We start from the raw sequence: 18174 nt of genomic DNA, 5'->3' as shown, positions 1-18174 counted from the left end.
TTCGGCAAGGTCAGCTCCTCTGTGGCTTTGGCAGAACCGCGTCAAAAACAGCCCGCAGGGGCGGGATGAATGTCCGTGATCAACTTCAACATCGCCCAATGGCGCGCCTGGGCTCCCGGGCTCGACAGCGTGGACGCCTGGCAAGCCTGGAGCCGACAGCCGGTCGTGCTGCCGAGCAGCGATGCCGCGCCCGATGTGTCATTCCTTCCCGCCATGCAGCGCCGCCGTCTCAGCCGCCTGGCGCGAATGGCCTTCAGTGTCGGCTGGCCACTGGCCGACAGTCGGGAAAACCTGCCGCTGGTGTTCGTGTCCCGTCACGGCGAAACGCCGCGCACCTTCGACATCCTCAGCGACCTGGCCAACGAACAACCGCTGTCACCGACCCAGTTCAGCCTCTCCGTGCACAACGCGATCATCGGCCTGTGGTCGATCATGCGCGGCGAAACCAGCGAGATGACGGCCCTCGCCGCCGCTGGCGACGGTCTAGAACACGGCGTGCTGGAAGCCGCCGCCCTGCTGGAGGAAGGCGCGCCCGCGGTACTGTTGGTGATCACCGAAGAACAACCGCCCCAGGCCTATTCGGCGTGGATCGATGATGTGCCGTTTCCGTACGCGGTCGGCTTGCTGCTGACTCCCGGTACCGACTGGCGGCTGACCCTGAACAGCGCCCCCGAAGCACTGTCCAAAGCGCAATGGCCCCATGCACTGAATCTGCTGCAAACCCTGCTCGGCCAGCAAACCCTTTGCCAACATGCCTGGAAAAATCGTGTATGGACCTGGCAACGCAACCCGTGACCGAAAAGCACCGCGACGCCTACTACTGGCGCCTGCTGGCCACCGCCATCAGCTTCGGCCTGTTCGGGCTCGGCGGGCTGTGCCTGCGCTTGCTGGTGTTTCCGCTGCTGGGCTGCCTGCCGGGCGACGCAAAAACCCATCGCGAACGGGCGCGGCAGACCGTCAGTCGGCTGTTCTGGTTTTTCGTCCGGTTCATGGCCCGTACCGGCGTGCTGACCTATGACATCCAGGGCGCCGAACGCCTCGGTCGGCCGGGGCAGATGATCATCGCCAACCACCCGTCGCTGATCGATGTGGTGTTCCTGATCGGCTTGGTGCGCCACGCCAATTGCGTGGTGAAGAAAACGCTGTGGGAAAACCCTTTCACCCGTGGCCCGCTGCGCAGCACCGAATACATCAGCAACGACGGCAGCATGGACATGCTCGATGCCGCCGCCAGCGCATTGCAGGATGGCCAGACCCTGATCATTTTCCCGGAAGGCACGCGTACTCAGCCCGGTCAGGCCCCGGCCTTTCATCGGGGGGCAGCGGCCATCGCGCTGCGCGGTGCGAAAATCCTGACTCCGGTCATCATCAAGGTCAGCCCGACCACTTTGACCAAGGCCGAGCCGTGGTATCGCATCCCGAGCCGCCGTGTTCACTTCAGTTTTCGCGTCGGGGCCGATATAGACCCACAGACCTTTGCCGCACAAGGCCCTGCACCGCAGGCCTCGCGCAAGCTCAACGACTTTCTGCACCATTTTTTTATCAAGGAGCTCGCCGAAGATGAGCGATCTGCACCGTGAGATAAAACTGCTGATCATCGACGCCCTGGGCCTCGAAGACATCAGCGTCGACGACATCGGCGACGACCAGACACTGTTCGGCGAAGGCCTGGGCCTGGATTCCGTCGACGCTCTGGAACTCGGCCTGGCGATTCAGAAAAAGTACGGCATCAAGATCGACGCCGACGCCAAGGACACCCGCAACCATTTCACCAACGTGGCGAGCCTCGCGGCGTTCGTCACGGCAAAACAGGCAGCTTGAGACCGGACCATGCAAACTCGTGACGACATCTTCAACACCCTGCGCGATGCCCTGGTCGAGCTGTTCGAACTGGACCCGGCCCGTGTGAGCCTGGAATCGAATCTGTATCAGGACCTGGAAATCGACAGCATCGACGCCGTCGACCTGATCGACCACATCAAACGCCAGACCGGCAAGAAAATCGCCGCCGAGGAATTCAAGTCGGTGCGTACCGTCGGCGACGTGGTCGAGGCGGTCTACCGTCTGGTTCAACCGGCCGCATGAGCCGATTGATCGGCCTCGGCCTGCTGCTGGCGGGCCTGTTGTATCCCTTTGCGGTGTATTTCGGCATGGAGCACTTTGCGCCGTGGCAGTTCGGCCTGCTGCTGGGCAGCCTGTGGCTGGCCCGTGCCCTGACCGGCGAGCGCAAGCCCGGCAGTCTGTGGATGGCCTGCGTGGCCATCGTGTTCTGCCTGCTGCTGGCGCTGATCGACAGCCCGCTGTTGCTGCGCTGGTATCCGGTGCTGATCAGCGGCTTCATGCTGGTGCTGTTCAGCCTGAGCCTGAAATACGGTCCGCCGATGGTCGAACGTCTGGCGCGAATTCGCGAGCCGCAATTGCCGCCCGAGGCGATCCGCTACACCCGCCAGGTCACCGTGGCCTGGAGCATGTTTTTTTTCTGTAACGGCTTGTGCGCGGCCCTGCTGACCCTTTGGGCGCCGCTGCACTGGTGGATGTTGTACACCGGCCTGATCTCCTACGGATTGATCGGCCTGATGTTTGCCATTGAATGGCTGATACGACAACGGGTAAGAGGTCGCCCATGAACTGGATAAAACTTGAGCAGCTGTTGCTCAAGGATCTGCCGCAGCGCGCCGTCACCGTCGCGCCGGCACTCGATCACGCACACCTGCGCGAACAGGCCCTGAGCCTGGCCGCCGGCCTGCAAGCCAGGGGCGTGCAACGTCTGGCCGTGCACCTGGAAGATGCCGCAGAACTGGCCGTCGCCCTGCTGGGTGCCTGGCGCGCCGGCGTCAGCGTGTTGCTGCCTTCGGATCTGCAAGCGCAGACCCGCCAGCGCTGGTCGCATGAAGTCGACCTGTGGCTGACCGATCACGCAGACGACGTGCACCTGAGCGACTTGCAGGGCACCGCACTGACGGGTGCCGAACTGGATCTCGACCAGTGTCGCCTGAGCCTGTGCACCTCCGGCTCCAGCGGCGAGCCCAAACGCATCGACAAATCCCTGCGGCAACTGGCCAATGAAGTCGAAGCCCTGGAGCAACTGTGGGGCGCGGATCTCGGTGAGGCCTGCATCATCGGCAGCGTCGCCACTCAGCACATCTACGGTCTGTTATTCCGTGTGCTGTGGCCGCTGTGTGCCGGGCGCCCGTTCCTGCGCAAACAACTGGCCTTTCCCGAAGACATGCAGCGCGCCAGCCGCGAACACCCGGCCTTCGCGTGGGTGGCTAGCCCGGCGTTGCTCAAGCGCATGGGCGACAATCTCGACTGGCCGGCCCTGAGCGCCGTACACCGGGTGTTTTCCTCCGGCGGCGCGCTGCCGGCAGATGCCGCGCAGAGCCTGCACCAGCGCTTGCGGCAGTGGCCGACGGAAATCCTCGGCAGCTCCGAGACCGGCGGTATCGCCTGGCGTCAGGGACAACAGCTGTGGCAGCCGTTCGCTGGTGTCGAGCTGAGCCAGGATGGCGACGGCGCACTGCTGATCGCGTCACCGTACCTGCCCGCCGGGCATGTCGAACACACAGCGGATGCTGCACGCATCGAAGCCGATGGTCGCTTCGAACTGCTCGGGCGGCTGGACCGGATCGTCAAACTGGAAGAAAAACGCATCTCCCTGCCGATGCTGGAACAGGCCCTGGTCGCCCACGATTGGGTCGCCGAAGCACGGCTCGGTGTGGTGCAGGAAAACCGCGCGTCCCTCGGCGCCTTGCTGGTGCTCAGCGAATCAGGCCTGTTTGCCCTGCGTGAGCACGGCCGCCGCAGCCTCACCGAAACCCTGCGCCGTCACCTCGGCGAGCATTGCGAAGCCCTCGCCCTGCCCCGGCGCTGGCGCTTGCTGCGACAACTGCCGCTGAACCCTCAGGGCAAGTTGCCCCAGGCCGATGTCGAAGCGCTGCTGCTGGCACCGCGCCCGAAGGCTCCGGAGGTTCTGGAACAGACCGAAACCGATGGCGAGTGGAGCCTGCAACTGAGCGTGCTGCCAGACCTCGCTTACTTCAGCGGTCACTTCCCCAAGGCCCCGGTATTGCCCGGCGTGGTGCAGGTCGAGTGGGCGCTGAACCTTGGTCGCCAACTGTTGAACCTGTCCGGCGCGTTCGCCGGCATGGAAGTACTGAAGTTCCAGCAACTGGTGCGCCCCGGCGATGAAATCCAGCTGCATCTGCGCTTCGACCCTGAACGCGGCAAACTATATTTCGCCTACCGCAACGACACTGCCACCTGCTCCAGCGGGCGGATTCTGTTGGGGACTGGCAATGCATAATCCTTGCGCAGTCATCCCGGTGTACAACCACGAAACCGCGATCGCCACGGTGGTCGATGCCCTGCTCGCCCAGGGCTTGCCGTGCATTCTGGTGGACGATGCCAGCAGCAAATTCTGTGCAGCCGTGCTGGATGTGCTGGCCGAACGCGAGCGGGTGTATCTGGTGCGCCTCACCACCAATCAGGGCAAGGGCGGCGCAGTGATGACCGGCCTGCGTGAAGCGGCGCGACTGGGCTTCAGCCACGCCTTGCAGGTCGACGCCGACGGTCAGCACGACTTGCAGGATGTCGCGCGGTTCGTCGAAGAATCCCGCGCCCATCCGCGAGCGCTGATCTGCGGTTATCCGCTGTACGACGCCAGCGTGCCCAAGGGCCGCCTGTACGCCCGTTACCTGACTCATGTGATGGTGTGGATCAACACCCTGTCGCTGCAGATCCGCGATTCGATGTGCGGTTTCCGCGTCTATCCGCTGGAACCGACACTGGCGGTGATCGATTCGGCGCGGATCGGCAAGCGCATGGATTTCGACTCGGACATCCTCGTGCGCCTGTCCTGGCGCAACCAGCCGATGCGCTGGCTGCAAACCAGCGTGCACTACCCGCTGGACGGTGTGTCGCACTTTCGGATGTTCCACGACAACGTGCTGATTTCGAGCATGCACACGCGCCTGTTCTTCGGCATGTTGCTGCGCTCGCCCGCGATTCTCTGGCGACGGTGGCGCGCATGACGGTCGAGACCGACAAGAAGCACTGGGCCGACCGCGAAGAACGCGGCAGTTTCCTGCTGATGAAATTCACCGCGTTCGCCGCCAAGGTCCTTGGCCGACGCCTGCTGAGCCCGCTGTTGTACGGCATCGTCCTGTACTTTTTCCTGTTCGGCCGCACGGCCCGGCGCAGTGCCTGGCAGTATCAGCAGCGCCTCGCCGACTGGAGCGGTCGCCACGAATTGCGCCCGAGCCTGTGGCGCGTGTTCGGGCAGTTCATGGCGTTCGCCGATTCGCTGCTCGACAAGCTCGACGTATGGAACCGCAAGCTGAGCATCGAGCAGATCGAAATCATCGACCCGGCGCTGTTGCGCAATCAGTTGCGCGGCAGCCGCGGGCAAATGCTGGTGGGTGCGCATCTGGGCAACCTCGAAGTGTGCCGGGCGCTGGCGGAGATTGGCGAAAAGGTCACCATGAACGTGCTGGTGCACACCAAGCACGCCGAACAATTCAACCGCCTGCTGGGCGAAGCCGGGGCGACCAATCTGCGGCTGATCCAGGTCAGCGAGCTGGACCCGGGGGTCATGCTGCAACTGAACGAACGCCTGGAGCGCGGCGAATGGCTGGCGATTGCCGGTGATCGCGTACCGCTGCATGGCGGCCGCAGCGTCACCGTGGATTTCCTCGGTCATCCGGCGCGATTCCCGCAAGGCCCGTGGCTGCTGGCCGGCCTGCTGAAATGCCCGGTCAATCTACTGATGTGCCTCAAGCAACCTGACGGACACTATCGCCTGACTCTGGAGCCGTTCACCGAGGCCGTGACCTGGACCCGCCGCGACCGCGAACAGGTCATTCATCAGTGGGCGACCCGCTACGCCGAACGCCTGAGTCACTATTGCCTCGAAGCCCCCAGGCAATGGTTCAACTTTTACCCTTTCTGGAAGACCGATGACGACGCCAACCCATGAGCCGGTAACCTTCGGCGAACGCCCTTTGCGCATCGAAGACGTGCTGGCCCTGGCCAACCGTCAGGCGCCCGTGCAGTTGCAGAGCGACGCCGCCTACCGCGAACGCATCGCCAAAGGCGCGCGTTTCCTCGATTCGCTGCTGGACAAGGAAGGCGTGATCTACGGCGTGACCACCGGATACGGCGACTCCTGCGTGGTGGCGGTGCCGCTGCATCACGTCGAAGCGCTGCCGCAGCATCTCTACACCTTCCACGGTTGTGGACTGGGCAAACTGCTCGACGCCCAGGCCACCCGCGCAGTGCTGGCGGCGCGTCTGCAGTCGCTGTGCCACGGCGTGTCCGGTGTGCGCATCGAACTGCTGGAACGCCTGCATGCCTTCCTCGAACACGACATCCTGCCGCTGATCCCCGAAGAGGGTTCGGTGGGCGCCAGCGGCGATCTGACGCCGCTGTCCTACGTCGCCGCGACCCTGTCCGGCGAACGTGAAGTGATGTTCCGTGGCGAACGCCGCCAGTCCGCCGACGTGCACCGCGAACTCGGCTGGACCCCGCTGGTGCTGCGCCCGAAAGAGGCGCTGGCACTGATGAACGGCACCGCCGTGATGACCGGCCTCGCCTGCCTGGCCTACGCCCGCGCCGATTACCTGCTGCAACTGGCCACCCGCATCACCGCGCTGAACGTGGTGGCGCTGCAAGGCAATCCGGAGCACTTCGACGAGCGCCTGTTCGCCGCCAAGCCGCATCCGGGGCAGATGCAGGTCGCCGCGTGGCTGCGCAAGGATCTGGCGATCGACGCGCCGACCGCGCCGCTGCATCGCCTGCAGGATCGCTACTCGCTGCGCTGCGCACCGCACGTGCTCGGCGTGTTGGCCGACAGCCTGAACTGGCTGCGTTCGTTCATCGAGACCGAACTCAACAGCGCCAACGACAACCCGATCATCGACGCCGAAGCCGAGCGCGTGCTGCACGGCGGGCACTTCTACGGCGGACACATCGCGTTCGCCATGGACAGCCTGAAAAACCTTGTGGCCAACGTCGCCGACCTGCTTGACCGCCAACTCGCGCTGCTGGTGGACGAGCGTTACAACCACGGTTTGCCGAGCAACCTGTCCGGCGCCAGCGCCGACCGTGCGATGCTCAACCACGGCTTCAAGGCTGTGCAGATCGGCGCCAGCGCCTGGACTGCAGAAGCGTTGAAAAACACCATGCCGGCCAGCGTGTTCTCGCGCTCCACCGAATGCCACAACCAGGACAAGGTGAGCATGGGCACCATCGCCGCCCGCGACGCCATTCGCGTGCTGGAGCTGACCGAACAGGTGGCCGCCGCCACGCTGCTCGCGGCCAATCAGGGTGTGTGGCTGCGTGGCCGTGATGAAGACGCACGACCACTGCCTCCGTCGCTGGCCGCGATGCACGAAGCGCTGGCCAAAGACTTCCCGCCGGTGATCGAAGACCGCGCCCTGGAAGGCGAACTGCGCCTGTGCCTGCAACGTATCGCCGAACAACACTGGAGGCTGCATGCGTAGCGCCGGAGTGCTTCACGCCGATACGGAAATCCTCGTGCCGTTCTTTGATGTCGACACCATGCACGTCGTCTGGCACGGCCATTACGTGAAATACCTGGAAGTAGCGCGCTGCGCGCTGCTCGACAAGATCGGCCACAACTACAACCAGATGGTCGATTCAGGCTATGCCTGGCCGGTGATCGACCTGCAATTGCGCTACGTGCGCGGCGCGGTGTTCGGTCAGCGGCTGAACGTGCGCGCCAGCCTGGTGGAATGGGAAAACCGCCTGAAGATTCACTACCTGATCACCGACGCCCAGACCGGCGAGCGCCTGACCCGCGCCAGTTCGGTGCAGGTCGCCGTCGAGGTGAGCAGCCGCGAGATGCAACTGGCGTCGCCGAAAGTCTTCACCGATGCCGTGGAAAGGATGCTGCGATGAATGTGTTTGTGAAATCCCTTGGGGCCCTGGCGCTGCTGACGCTGTCGTCGCTGGCCAATGCCTTCGACCTGCAACAGTTGAGCGATCAACTGGCGAAACCGGACGTGATCCACGGCCAGTTCATCCAGGAAAAGCACCTGCGTGCCCTGCCCCAGCCGCTGATCAGCAAGGGCAACTTTGTCCTCGCCAAGCATTACGGTCTGCTCTGGCTGCTGAAAACCCCGCTGCAGCAGGACTACCGCATCAACGCCAAAGGCATCGCCCGTCGTGATGTCAGCGGTTGGCAACTGTTGCCCGGCAAGAGCGCCGGCGCCGAACAGAACCGTCTGTTCCTCGCCGTGCTGCAAGGTGACAGCAGCGGCCTGCAACGGGATTTCGAACTGACCCTGAGCGGCGACGCGCAAAAATGGCACCTGACACTGACCCCGCGCTCGGTGCTGCTCAAGCAGGTTTTCAACCAGATCAACATCACCGGCGGCACGCTGGTGAACACCATCGAACTGCTGGAAACCCAGGGCGACAGCACTGTGCTGCGCATGCAGGACAGCACTGCCGGCCAACCGTTGAGTGACGCGGAGCAACATGACTTTGCCGAGTGAACGCAGGCTGCCCTGGCTGTTCCTGATCCTGTTGCTGGCCGTCGTCGCACTGGGCGCCTGGCAGTGGCGCGACGGCGCACCGTTGTCGGCGAACCTGATGGAGCTGGTGCCCGGCACCCATCCGGACGCGGTCGAGCAACGTGCAGAACAACGCATGCAGGAACCGCTCAACCGGGAAATGCTGGTATTGGTCGGCCACACCGATCGCCAGCAAGCCGTCGCCATGGCCCAGACGCTGGGCGAGCAATGGCAGGCCAGCGGGCTGTTCGAAAAAGTGCAGTGGAACCTGCAAGCCGACCTGCCCGCCCTGCGCACACAATTGCTGCAAGGGCGAATGGCAATGCTCTCGGCGGATGATCGGCAACTGCTGATCGAACACCCGGACGCCTTCATCCAGCAACGGGTGCAGGCGCTGTTCGATCCGTTCACCGGTTTCAGTCTGGTGCCGAGCCAGGACGACTGGCTGGGCCTGACCGGACGCATCCAGAACAGCCAGCCACAGCACGGCGCGGTGCAACTCGACATCGGTAGCGGCGCGTTGATCGCCGATGCCGACGGCAAGCGCTGGGTGCTGCTGCGCGCGCGCACCACCGGCAACGCCTTCGACATGAACCTGCCGCTGCAAGTCGCCACGCTGCTGCAACACAGCCGCGAGCAAGCAGCGAAATCCGATGTGCAACTGCTGGCCGCCAGCGGACTGCTCTACGCGGCCAACGGTCAGCAGCAAGCGACCCGGGAAATTTCCTGGGTCGGCGGCGGCGCTACTCTCGGCATTCTGTTGCTGCTGTTGCTCGCCTTCCGCCGCTGGCGGGTGTTGCTGGCCTTCATTCCGGTGCTGGTGGGCATGCTGTTCGGCGCGGTGGCCTGCGTGGCACTGTTCGGGCACCTGCATGTGATGACACTGGTGCTCGGTTCGAGCCTGATCGGTGTGGCGGTGGATTACCCGCTGCACTATCTGTCCAAGAGCTGGAGCCTCAAGCCGTGGCGCAGCTGGCCGGCGCTGCGATTGACCGTCTCGGGCCTGACCCTGAGCCTGATCACCAGCGCCATCGGCTATCTGGCGCTGGCCTGGACACCGTTCCCGGCCCTGACCCAGATCGCCGTGTTCTCCGCCGCCGGACTGCTCGGCGCTTACCTGTCGGCGGTGTGCCTGCTGCCGGCACTGTTGAGCAGCGTTGAATTGCGCCCGGCGCAGTGGCCGCTACGTCTAGCTGAACGCATGGTCAGCCTTCGGGAAACCCTGCTGGAACACGTACGCACACCGATTCTGTTTGCCCTGCTGATCGCCTTCTGCGCCGGCGGTCTGGTGCAACTGCAAAGCAAAAACGACATCCGCCAGTGGGTCGGCGCACCGCAGCATCTGACCGATGAGGCGCAGGCCATCGCCCGCATCACCGGTTATCAACCGACCAGCCAGTTCTTCCTGGTGCGCGCGGAAAACCAGGAGCAACTGCTGGAACGTCAGGCCGCGTTGAGTGAGCGCCTGGAGCAATTGGTCAACCTCGACAAGTTGCAGGGTTTTCTGGCGCTCAACCAACTGGTCAGCCCGTCGAGCCAACAACAGCAGGTGCGCGAAGCACTGAACAAATTGCCGCAGTTCTGGCAGCCAATGCTTGAAGTCGGCGTTCCGCTCGCGGCCCTGCAAACCGAACTCGCGCAACTGCAAGCCCTGCCCGCCGAAGACATCGACACCGCGCTCAGCGGTCCGCTCGGTGAGCCTTACCGTACCTTGTGGCTCGGCCCGGTCGAAGGCGGTGTGGCGGCAATGGTCAGCCTGCAAGGCCTGAACAACTCGGCGCTGCTGCGGGTGCAGGCGCTGGACCTGCCCGGCGTGGAGCTGGTGGATCGCCTCGGTGACTTGAACCGGGTGTTTGCCGAAACCCAGATCAGCGCCGCCGAGCTGAAACTCGCCTCCTGCGTGCTGATCGTGCTGGTGCTGATCCTGCCGTTCGGCTTCGGCGGCGCGTTGCGCATCGTTTCCCTGCCGCTGCTCGCCGCGCTGTGCAGTCTGGCCAGCCTCGGCTGGCTCGGTCAGCCGCTGACCCTGTTCAGCCTGTTCGGACTGTTGCTGGTGACGGCGATCAGCGTCGATTACGCGATTCTCATGCGCGAACAGGTCGGCGGCGCGGCCGTCAGCCTGCTCGGCACCTTGCTGGCGGCGCTGACGACCTGGCTGTCGTTCGGTCTGCTGGCGGTGTCGAGTACACCGGCGGTGAGCAATTTCGGTCTGTCGGTGAGCCTCGGGTTGGCCTTCAGCTTCATGCTGGCGCCGTGGGCCGGGCGACATGCCCACACCGCGACAGTCGTGGAGCCGGCAGCATGATGGTCGCAGTCTTCTGGGTCATGGCCCTGGCGCTGTTCGCGGTGGCCACCCGTGTCGGCCGACATTTCGGGTTGATTCCGATTGTCAGCCAGTTGCTGCTGGCCAGCTTCATCCTGCCGCTGTTGATGTATTTCTGGATCGAACCGGGCTGGCAGCTCAGCGGCGCCGATCTGATTGCGCCGGACTGGCTGAAAAACGTCTACAGCCTGAGCTTCGCGCTGCTGCTCGGGCACATCCTCAGCGATGTGATCGACCTGCGTCTGGATCGCCAGAGCGTGAAAATTGCCCTGCCGAGTTTCGCCGTGCCGTTCGCCTGCGGGCTGGCGACAGCGTACTGGCTGCTGCCAGCGCAACCGTGGATCAATTCGCTGGCCATCGGTCTGGTGTTCGCCATCACCGCGATCCCGGTGCTGTATCTGTACCTGCGCCATATCGACTATCCGCCCGCCGCCACCCGGCGTCTGGTGCAGACCGCGATCCTGATCGACCTGACCTGCTGGACCCTGTTCGGCCTCGCCCAGGGCAGCCTGCACCTGAGCAGTCTGTTGCTGCCGCTAGGGCTGGCCTGCGTGCCGTTGCTGCTGCGGGTGTTCGGCATCCGCCGGCCGCTGACTTACAGCCTCGGCTTTTTTGCGCTGTTGGTGCTGGCCGAACACTACAAACTCAATGCGCTGATTTTCGGCATCGGCTACCTGCTGTGCATGGCCGCGTTGAAGGTGCCATTGGTGCTGCCGTTGCCGGCACGCTGGATGAATCGTTTGCAGACGTGGATCGCGATTCCGCTGATCCTCACCTTTGGCATCGTGCAGATCGATGTGCACAGCGCCCTCGTCAGCCTCGGCGCGGTGCAATGGTTAGCGCTGCTGCTGTTGCCGATTGCCAGCAAATTGCTCGGCAACTGGCTGGGCCTCGGCTGGGCCGGTGAATCCTTCGAAGGCGCCAGCCGCTGGCGCGAGAGTGTGCTGCTGAACATTCGCGGCTTGAGTGAAATCGTCTTTCTCAACCTGCTATTGCAACAACAGCTCATCAGCCCGGCGCTGTACTTTGCGCTGATGCTGATGGGCCTGATCGCGACGCTGCTGCCGGCCTTCATCGGCCTGCACCGTGCGTCTCTGAACCCTATTGCCGTACCCAGGAGCTCGCGTGCCAATCGTTGAAATGGAATCCCGTCAGGTCGTGATCATCGGCGCCGGCCCGTCCGGCGCCATTGCCGCTGCGTTGCTCAAGCGCAAGGGGCACGACGTGCTGGTCATCGAGCGCCAGCATTTCCCGCGATTTTCCATCGGCGAAAGCCTGCTCAGCCATTGCCTGGACTTCGTCGAAGAGGCCGGGATGCTCGATGCGGTGAACGCCGCCGGATTCCAGCGCAAGACCGGCGCGGCATTCGCCTGGGGCGAGCGCTACAGCGCGTTCGATTTCGGCGATACGTTCACCGGCGGCAAACCGACCACCTTCCAGGTGCAACGTGCCGACTTCGACAAACTGCTGGCCGATCAAGCCGCGCTGCAAGGTGTGGAAATCCGTTATGGCGATGCCATCGTCAGCGTCGATTTCGACTGCCCGCGTCCGCAACTCGATGTGCGTCGCGAAGACGGCAGCGAGTACCGTGTCGAGGCCGGTTTCGTTCTCGATGCCAGCGGCTATGGCCGCGTACTGTCACGCTTGCTTGATCTGGAAGCACCGTCGAATTTCCCGGTGCGCCAGGCCGTGTTCACCCATGTCGAAGATCACATCGATCACCCGGCCTTCGACCGCGAAAAGATCCTCGTCACCACCCACCCGCAGCATCGCGATATCTGGTTCTGGACGATCCCGTTCAGCAACGGTCGCTGCTCGGTGGGCGTTGTCGCTGCTGCTGAACATTTCAACGGTCGCGACGCCGATCTCGATGCCTGCCTGCGCGGTTTCATCGCTGAAACCCCGAGCCTGGCGAAGGTGCTGAACAACGCCGTGTGGGACACCCCGGCGCGCACCCTCGGCGGCTATGCCGCCAACGTCAAAACCCTGCACGGTCCGGGTTTTGCTCTGCTAGGCAACGCCGCCGAGTTTCTCGATCCGGTGTTCTCTTCCGGCGTGACCATCGCCATGCGCTCGGCGAGCATGGCCGCCGGTGTATTGCACCGACAGTTGCAGGGCGAAACCGTGAACTGGCAAAGCGAGTTCGCCGAGCCGTTGAAACGCGGCGTCGACACCTTCCGCGCCTACGTCGAGGGCTGGTACGCCGGCACCTTCCAGGACGTGATTTTCCATGAGCAGGCCTCCCCGGACATCCGTCGCATGATCTGTTCGATTCTCGCCGGTTATGCCTGGGACGAACGCAACCCGTTCGTCAGTGAGGCCCGCCGCCGACTGAAGACGATTTCCGAACTCTGTGCAAAGGACGCCCCATGAATTACTTGAGCGACAGCTACGTCGAGGAAACCCGTTTCGGCTTCTGGTTCCTGCGCAGCCACACCTGGCAGCACCATGTGTTGCGCGTGGCGATCAACGATTTGCGCGGCTTGTTCAGCGAAGCTCTGCCGGCCAATCCGGTGCTGCTGGATGCCGGATGCGGCCAGGGCAAATCCTTCGGCCACCTGCGCCAGACCTTCGCCCCACAGCGTTTGATCGGCGTCGATGCCGACCCGCACAGCCTGGAGCTGAGCGCTGAAGAAGCGGCGCGCCAGGGTTTCACCGTCGAGCTGATTGGCAGCGACTGCGCGACACTCAATGTGCCGGATGCGAGCGTCGATCTACTGTTCTGTCACCAGACCTTTCATCATCTGGTGGAACAGGAAAAGGCCCTGGCCGAGTTCTACCGGGTGCTCAAACCGGGCGGTTATCTGCTGTTCGCCGAGTCCACCGAGGCTTACATTGATACGTGGGTCATCCGCTGGCTGTTCCGCCATCCGATGCACGTGCAGAAGAGTGCGGCGCAGTATCTGGAAATGATTCGCCAGCAGGGCTTCGAGTTCGGCGAACGGAATGTTTCCTACCCGTACCTGTGGTGGAGCCGGGCGAAGGATTTCGGTCTGCTTGAACGCTTTGGCCTGCGCCAGCCGAAGCCGTTTGGCCAGCGTGAAGAAACCCTGGTCAACGTCGTGGCGCGCAAACCGCTGGAAGGGATTTGCTGATGTCGCACTTTACTTGTGGGAGCGAGCCTGCTCGCGATAGCGGTGGATCAGCTTGCATCAGTGCTGGATGTTCCGACGCCATCGCGAGCAGGCTCGCTCCCACATTGTCCGCGGTGATACGGCTTATTCTGCTGGCTTGCATCAGCCTGCTCGGCGCCTGCGCCAGTCAGGCACCGCTGCCGGCCGGCAACCCGAGCCTGCCGCTGCCGCTGCAACTGCACATCGAGCGCCAGCAAGCCGGACAGCGTCAGGACTGGTTGTTGGTGATCCAGCGCGAGGGCCCGGGCATCCGCTGGTCGATGATGGATCCGCTGGGCATTCCCCAGGCCCGTCAGCAACTGATCGACGGACGCTGGCAGGCCGACGGCCTGCTGCCACCGAATCCGGAAGCCCGAGAACTGTTCGCCGCGCTGCTGTTCGCCCTGACGCCTGCCGACGAGCTGTCACGCAATTACCCCACCGCGCAGCAACACGACGGGCAACGTTCCTTGCCGGCACGCTGGGACATCCGCTATTCACAACCATCGAGCTTCGAATTGAATCTGCCCCAAGGCCCGCACTATCGCGTGTCTCCCTTAGGTGAATCGACGCCATGACCGCTTACCTCAACGCCCTCGGCGTGATCTGCGCCCTGGGCCGTGACAAGCAAGAAGTCGCCCGCCACCTGTTCGCCGGCGATTGTTCGGGCATGCGCCACGAGGCTGGCTGGGTGCCGGAACGCGAGTTGCCGGTGGCCGCAGTACGCGGTGATCTGGCGCCCATTCCGCCGCAGATGGCGGCGCACAAGAGCCGCAACAATCAGTTGCTGCTGGAAGCGGCGTTGCAGATTCGCGACGACATCGACGCTGCCATTCAGGCCTACGGCCGTGAGCGTATTGGTGTGGTGCTCGGCACCAGCACCTCGGGTATCGACGAGGCCAGCCAGGGGCTGGCGCATTACATTCGCAACCAGCAGTTCCCGGACGATTACGACTACCGGCAACAGGAGCTCGGCGCCCCGGCGACCTTCCTCGCCGACTGGCTGCAACTGAGCGGCCCGACCTACGTGATTTCCACGGCGTGCACCTCCAGCGCCCGGGCCCTGATGAGCGCCAAGCGCCTGCTCGATCTGGGGCTGTGCGACGCGGTGCTGTGCGGCGGCGTCGACAGCCTGTGCAAACTGACGCTCAATGGTTTTTCGTCGCTGGAAGCTGTTTCCGGGGAGCGCTGCAATCCGTTCTCTGCCAACCGCAACGGCATCAATATCGGCGAGGCTGCGGTGCTGTTCGTGATGAGCAGACAGCGCGGCGACGGCCCGGCCATCGCCCTGCTGGGCGCTGGCGCCAGTTCCGACGCTCACCACATTTCCGCACCGGAACCGTCAGGTCGAGGCGCGTTGCAAGCCATGCAACAGGCGCTGGATCGCGCCCGACTGCAAGCCGAACAAATCAGTTACCTGAACCTGCATGGCACCGCCACCCAACACAACGACGCCATGGAAAGCCTGGCCGTTGCCACCCTGTTCCCGCAGGGCGTGGCCTGTTCTTCGACCAAACCGATGACCGGCCACACCCTCGGCGCTGCCGGCGCACTGGAAGCCGCGTTCTGCTGGCTGAGCCTGAGTGCCGACAACCCCGACCATGCCTTGCCGCCGCACGTCTGGGACGGCCAGGCCGATCCCGACCTGCCAGCGCTGAAGTGGGTGACCGCGAGCGAACGCCTGGCGTCCATTGCTCCCCGCTACCTGATGAGCAATTCGTTTGCCTTCGGTGGCAATAACGTCAGCCTGATTATCGGAGACGCCCCATGACTGACTGGCCGCTCGCCGAATTGCTGCCCCACGCTGGCGACATGATTCTGATCGACCGGATCCTCAGCTTCGACGACGAGCAGATCCACACCACCCTGACGGTCAAACCCGATGGCCTGTTCAGTCTGCCCGACGGCAGTCTGCCGGCGTGGGTCGGCGTCGAGCTGATGGCGCAGAGCGTTGCCGCGTTCGCCGGCTGCCATGCACGGCAGAAAGGCAATGCGGTGGAGCTGGGCTTTCTGCTCGGCACCCGCAAATTCGAATGCAATGTCGAGGCGTTTCCCGTCGGGTGTGAACTGACCATCCACGGCATCCGCTCGCTGGAAGATGACAACGGCATGGGCGTGTTCGAATGCCACATCAATGCGCCGGGCATCGAAGCCAGTGCCCGGCTGAACGTGTTCCGCCCGCCGCACGCGGCGCAATATCTTGAACAATTGAAGGAGTCGAACGATGACTGAATTCGTACTGGTCACCGGCTCCAGCCGTGGCATCGGCCGCGCCATCGCCCTGCGCCTGGCCAAGGCCGGCCACGATATCGTCCTGCATTGCCGCAGCGGCGTGGCCGAAGCGCAAGCGGTGAAAGCCGAAGTCGAAGCCTTGGGGCGCAATGCACGCATCCTGCAATTCGACGTGGCTGACCGCGAAACCTGCAAAGCCATCCTTGAAGCAGACGTTGAAGCCCACGGTGCCTATTACGGCGTGGTGCTCAATGCCGGACTGACCCGCGACGGCGCGTTTCCGGCGCTGAGCGATGACGATTGGGACGTGGTGTTGCGCACCAACCTCGACGGTTTCTACAACGTCCTGCATCCGGTGATGATGCCGATGATCCGTCGCCGCGCCGCTGGTCGCATCGTTTGCATCACTTCGGTTTCGGGGCTGATCGGCAACCGGGGACAGGTCAACTACAGCGCTTCGAAGGCCGGTGTGATCGGTGCCGCAAAGGCGTTGGCGATCGAACTGGCCAAGCGCAAAATTACAGTCAACTGTGTCGCGCCGGGCCTGATCGACACGGCCATGCTCGACGAAAACGTGCCGGTGGAAGAACTGATGAAAATGATCCCGGCACAACGCATGGGCACCCCTGAAGAGGTGGCCGGTGCGGTGAATTTCCTGATGTCGGCGGAAGCGTCGTACATCACCCGCCAGGTCCTGGCGGTCAACGGAGGCTTGTGCTGATGAAGCGCGTTGTCGTCACCGGCATGGCCGGCATCACCTCGCTGGGCAGCGACTGGGACACCATCGCCGGCAATTTCGCCGCCAACCGCAGCGGCATCCGCCGGATGGACGAGTGGGATCGCTTCAGCGAGCTGAACACCCGACTGGCCGGGCCGATCGATGATTTTCTGGTGCCGACGCACTGGACACGTAAACAACTGCGCAGCATGGGCCGGGTCTCGCGGCTCGCGGTCGGCGCGGCGGAAAAAGCGCTGGCCGATGCAGGACTGCTGGGCGATGAGTCGATCAAGGACGGGCGCATGGGCGTGGCCTGTGGCTCATCCACCGGCAGCACCGACGAGATCAAGGCGTTCGGCAACATGCTACTGAATTCGGTGGCCGAAGGCCTGAACGCCAACTCTTACGTGCGGATGATGCCGCACACCACGGCGGCGAACATCAGCATCTTCTTCGGCCTCACCGGTCGCCTGATCCCGACCTCCAGCGCCTGCACCAGCGGCAGCCAGGGCATCGGTTACGCCTACGAGGCGATCAAGTTCGGCCGCCTGCCGCTGATGCTCGCCGGCGGTGCCGAAGAGCTGTGCCCGACCGAAGCCATGGTGTTCGACGCGCTGTACGCCACTAGCCTGAAAAACGATGCACCGCAAACCTCGCCACGTCCGTATGACAAGGGCCGCGACGGCCTGGTGATCGGTGAAGGCGGCGGCATGCTGGTGCTCGAAGAACTGGAACACGCCCTCGCTCGCGGTGCGCGCATCCACGCCGAAATCGTCGGCTTCGGCAGCAACGCCGACGGCCAGCACACCACCCGGCCGGAACAGGTCACCATGCGCCGTGCGATGGAGCTGGCACTGGAAGACGCCGGCCTCACGCCTGACGCCATCGGTTACGTGAACGGTCACGGCACGGCCACCGAACAGGGCGATATCGCCGAGACCCTGGCCACCAGCAGCCTGTTCGGCGAACACATGCCGATCAGCTCGCAGAAGAGCTTCCTCGGTCACACTTTGGGCGCCTGCGGCGCGCTGGAGTCGTGGTTCAGCATCGAAATGCTCAACCGCGACCTGTACGTGCACACGCTCAACCTCGACGAAGTCGACCCGCACTGCGGCAAGCTCGATTACCTGCGCGGCGAGTTCCGCCAGATGCACCACGACTACGTGATGAACAACAACTTCGCGTTTGGCGGGGTCAATACCTCGCTGATTTTCCGCCGCTGGACGCCACCGAATTAATCCAGGTCAAGGAGAC

The 18174-nt window shown here is 63.8% G+C and carries 20 protein-coding genes; all 20 read left to right on the top strand.

Translation table 11 applies throughout. The features are described from left to right. Positions 1-69 precede the first annotated feature (69 nt). The 20 genes from DLD99_RS02510 to DLD99_RS02415 all read left to right on the top strand — a co-directional run bounded on the left by DLD99_RS02510 (position 70) and on the right by DLD99_RS02415 (position 18158). The gene (locus DLD99_RS02510) at positions 70-795 is read left to right on the top strand and encodes a beta-ketoacyl synthase chain length factor (RefSeq protein WP_114881152.1); all 726 of its coding nucleotides are present in this window, start codon (positions 70-72) and stop codon (positions 793-795) included. Continuing rightward, complete coding sequence (locus tag DLD99_RS02505; protein ID WP_114881151.1) at positions 771-1580, top strand: lysophospholipid acyltransferase family protein; 810 nt, start codon at positions 771-773, stop codon at positions 1578-1580. Before DLD99_RS02510 ends, DLD99_RS02505 begins: the two co-directional genes overlap by 25 nt. Continuing rightward, complete coding sequence (locus DLD99_RS02500) at positions 1561-1821, top strand: phosphopantetheine-binding protein (RefSeq protein ID WP_085711082.1); 261 nt, start codon at positions 1561-1563, stop codon at positions 1819-1821. The genes DLD99_RS02505 and DLD99_RS02500 overlap by 20 nt, the downstream gene beginning before the upstream one ends. A gap of 9 nt (positions 1822-1830) precedes the next feature. Then, the gene (locus DLD99_RS02495) at positions 1831-2085 is read left to right on the top strand and encodes an acyl carrier protein (protein WP_007909503.1); all 255 of its coding nucleotides are present in this window, start codon (positions 1831-1833) and stop codon (positions 2083-2085) included. Further along, positions 2082-2627 carry a COG4648 family protein gene (locus tag DLD99_RS02490; protein ID WP_114881150.1) on the top strand — a complete coding sequence of 182 codons (546 nt, stop codon included), beginning with the start codon at positions 2082-2084 and terminating at the stop codon, positions 2625-2627. Before DLD99_RS02495 ends, DLD99_RS02490 begins: the two co-directional genes overlap by 4 nt. Then, positions 2624-4303 (top strand): acyl-CoA synthetase family protein, encoded by a 1680-nt coding sequence (locus tag DLD99_RS02485; protein ID WP_114881149.1) that lies wholly within the window; start codon positions 2624-2626, stop codon positions 4301-4303. The genes DLD99_RS02490 and DLD99_RS02485 overlap by 4 nt, the downstream gene beginning before the upstream one ends. Then, positions 4296-5030, top strand: a complete 735-nt coding sequence (locus tag DLD99_RS02480; RefSeq protein WP_114881148.1) for a glycosyltransferase family 2 protein — start codon at positions 4296-4298, stop codon at positions 5028-5030. The genes DLD99_RS02485 and DLD99_RS02480 overlap by 8 nt, the downstream gene beginning before the upstream one ends. Next, the gene (locus DLD99_RS02475) at positions 5027-5974 is read left to right on the top strand and encodes an LpxL/LpxP family acyltransferase (protein WP_114881147.1); all 948 of its coding nucleotides are present in this window, start codon (positions 5027-5029) and stop codon (positions 5972-5974) included. The genes DLD99_RS02480 and DLD99_RS02475 overlap by 4 nt, the downstream gene beginning before the upstream one ends. Continuing rightward, the gene (locus DLD99_RS02470) at positions 5955-7499 is read left to right on the top strand and encodes an HAL/PAL/TAL family ammonia-lyase (RefSeq protein WP_114881146.1); all 1545 of its coding nucleotides are present in this window, start codon (positions 5955-5957) and stop codon (positions 7497-7499) included. Before DLD99_RS02475 ends, DLD99_RS02470 begins: the two co-directional genes overlap by 20 nt. Then, complete coding sequence (locus DLD99_RS02465) at positions 7492-7917, top strand: acyl-CoA thioesterase (protein ID WP_011332100.1); 426 nt, start codon at positions 7492-7494, stop codon at positions 7915-7917. Before DLD99_RS02470 ends, DLD99_RS02465 begins: the two co-directional genes overlap by 8 nt. Beyond that, positions 7914-8516, top strand: a complete 603-nt coding sequence (locus DLD99_RS02460; RefSeq protein WP_114881145.1) for an outer membrane lipoprotein carrier protein LolA — start codon at positions 7914-7916, stop codon at positions 8514-8516. Before DLD99_RS02465 ends, DLD99_RS02460 begins: the two co-directional genes overlap by 4 nt. Further along, positions 8500-10839 carry an MMPL family transporter gene (locus DLD99_RS02455; RefSeq protein ID WP_114881144.1) on the top strand — a complete coding sequence of 780 codons (2340 nt, stop codon included), beginning with the start codon at positions 8500-8502 and terminating at the stop codon, positions 10837-10839. Before DLD99_RS02460 ends, DLD99_RS02455 begins: the two co-directional genes overlap by 17 nt. After that, entirely contained in the window at positions 10836-11996 is a 1161-nt protein-coding gene (locus DLD99_RS02450) for a cation:proton antiporter (RefSeq protein WP_114881143.1), read from the top strand. Before DLD99_RS02455 ends, DLD99_RS02450 begins: the two co-directional genes overlap by 4 nt. Beyond that, positions 11983-13230, top strand: a complete 1248-nt coding sequence (locus tag DLD99_RS02445; protein WP_114881142.1) for an NAD(P)/FAD-dependent oxidoreductase — start codon at positions 11983-11985, stop codon at positions 13228-13230. Before DLD99_RS02450 ends, DLD99_RS02445 begins: the two co-directional genes overlap by 14 nt. After that, positions 13227-13952 carry a class I SAM-dependent methyltransferase gene (locus tag DLD99_RS02440; RefSeq protein WP_114881141.1) on the top strand — a complete coding sequence of 242 codons (726 nt, stop codon included), beginning with the start codon at positions 13227-13229 and terminating at the stop codon, positions 13950-13952. Before DLD99_RS02445 ends, DLD99_RS02440 begins: the two co-directional genes overlap by 4 nt. A 113-nt stretch (positions 13953-14065) precedes the next feature. Further along, positions 14066-14548, top strand: coding sequence for a hypothetical protein (locus DLD99_RS02435; protein WP_114886559.1), 483 nt, complete (start codon positions 14066-14068; stop codon positions 14546-14548). Beyond that, positions 14545-15741 carry a beta-ketoacyl-[acyl-carrier-protein] synthase family protein gene (locus DLD99_RS02430; RefSeq protein WP_114881140.1) on the top strand — a complete coding sequence of 399 codons (1197 nt, stop codon included), beginning with the start codon at positions 14545-14547 and terminating at the stop codon, positions 15739-15741. The genes DLD99_RS02435 and DLD99_RS02430 overlap by 4 nt, the downstream gene beginning before the upstream one ends. Continuing rightward, on the top strand, positions 15738-16202 hold the full coding sequence (locus DLD99_RS02425; RefSeq protein WP_114881139.1) for a hotdog family protein: 465 nt from the start codon (positions 15738-15740) through the stop codon (positions 16200-16202). The genes DLD99_RS02430 and DLD99_RS02425 overlap by 4 nt, the downstream gene beginning before the upstream one ends. After that, on the top strand, positions 16195-16923 hold the full coding sequence (gene fabG, locus DLD99_RS02420) for a 3-oxoacyl-ACP reductase FabG (protein WP_114881138.1): 729 nt from the start codon (positions 16195-16197) through the stop codon (positions 16921-16923). Before DLD99_RS02425 ends, fabG begins: the two co-directional genes overlap by 8 nt. Further along, complete coding sequence (locus DLD99_RS02415) at positions 16923-18158, top strand: beta-ketoacyl-ACP synthase (RefSeq protein ID WP_114881137.1); 1236 nt, start codon at positions 16923-16925, stop codon at positions 18156-18158. Before fabG ends, DLD99_RS02415 begins: the two co-directional genes overlap by 1 nt. The last annotated feature ends 16 nt before the right edge of the window (positions 18159-18174 follow it).

The organism is Pseudomonas kribbensis (genome assembly GCF_003352185.1).
GTDB classification, from domain to species: domain Bacteria; phylum Pseudomonadota; class Gammaproteobacteria; order Pseudomonadales; family Pseudomonadaceae; genus Aquipseudomonas; species Aquipseudomonas kribbensis.
Note: the sequence above shows the minus strand (reverse complement) of the source record. Positions and strands in the feature narration are given on the sequence as shown.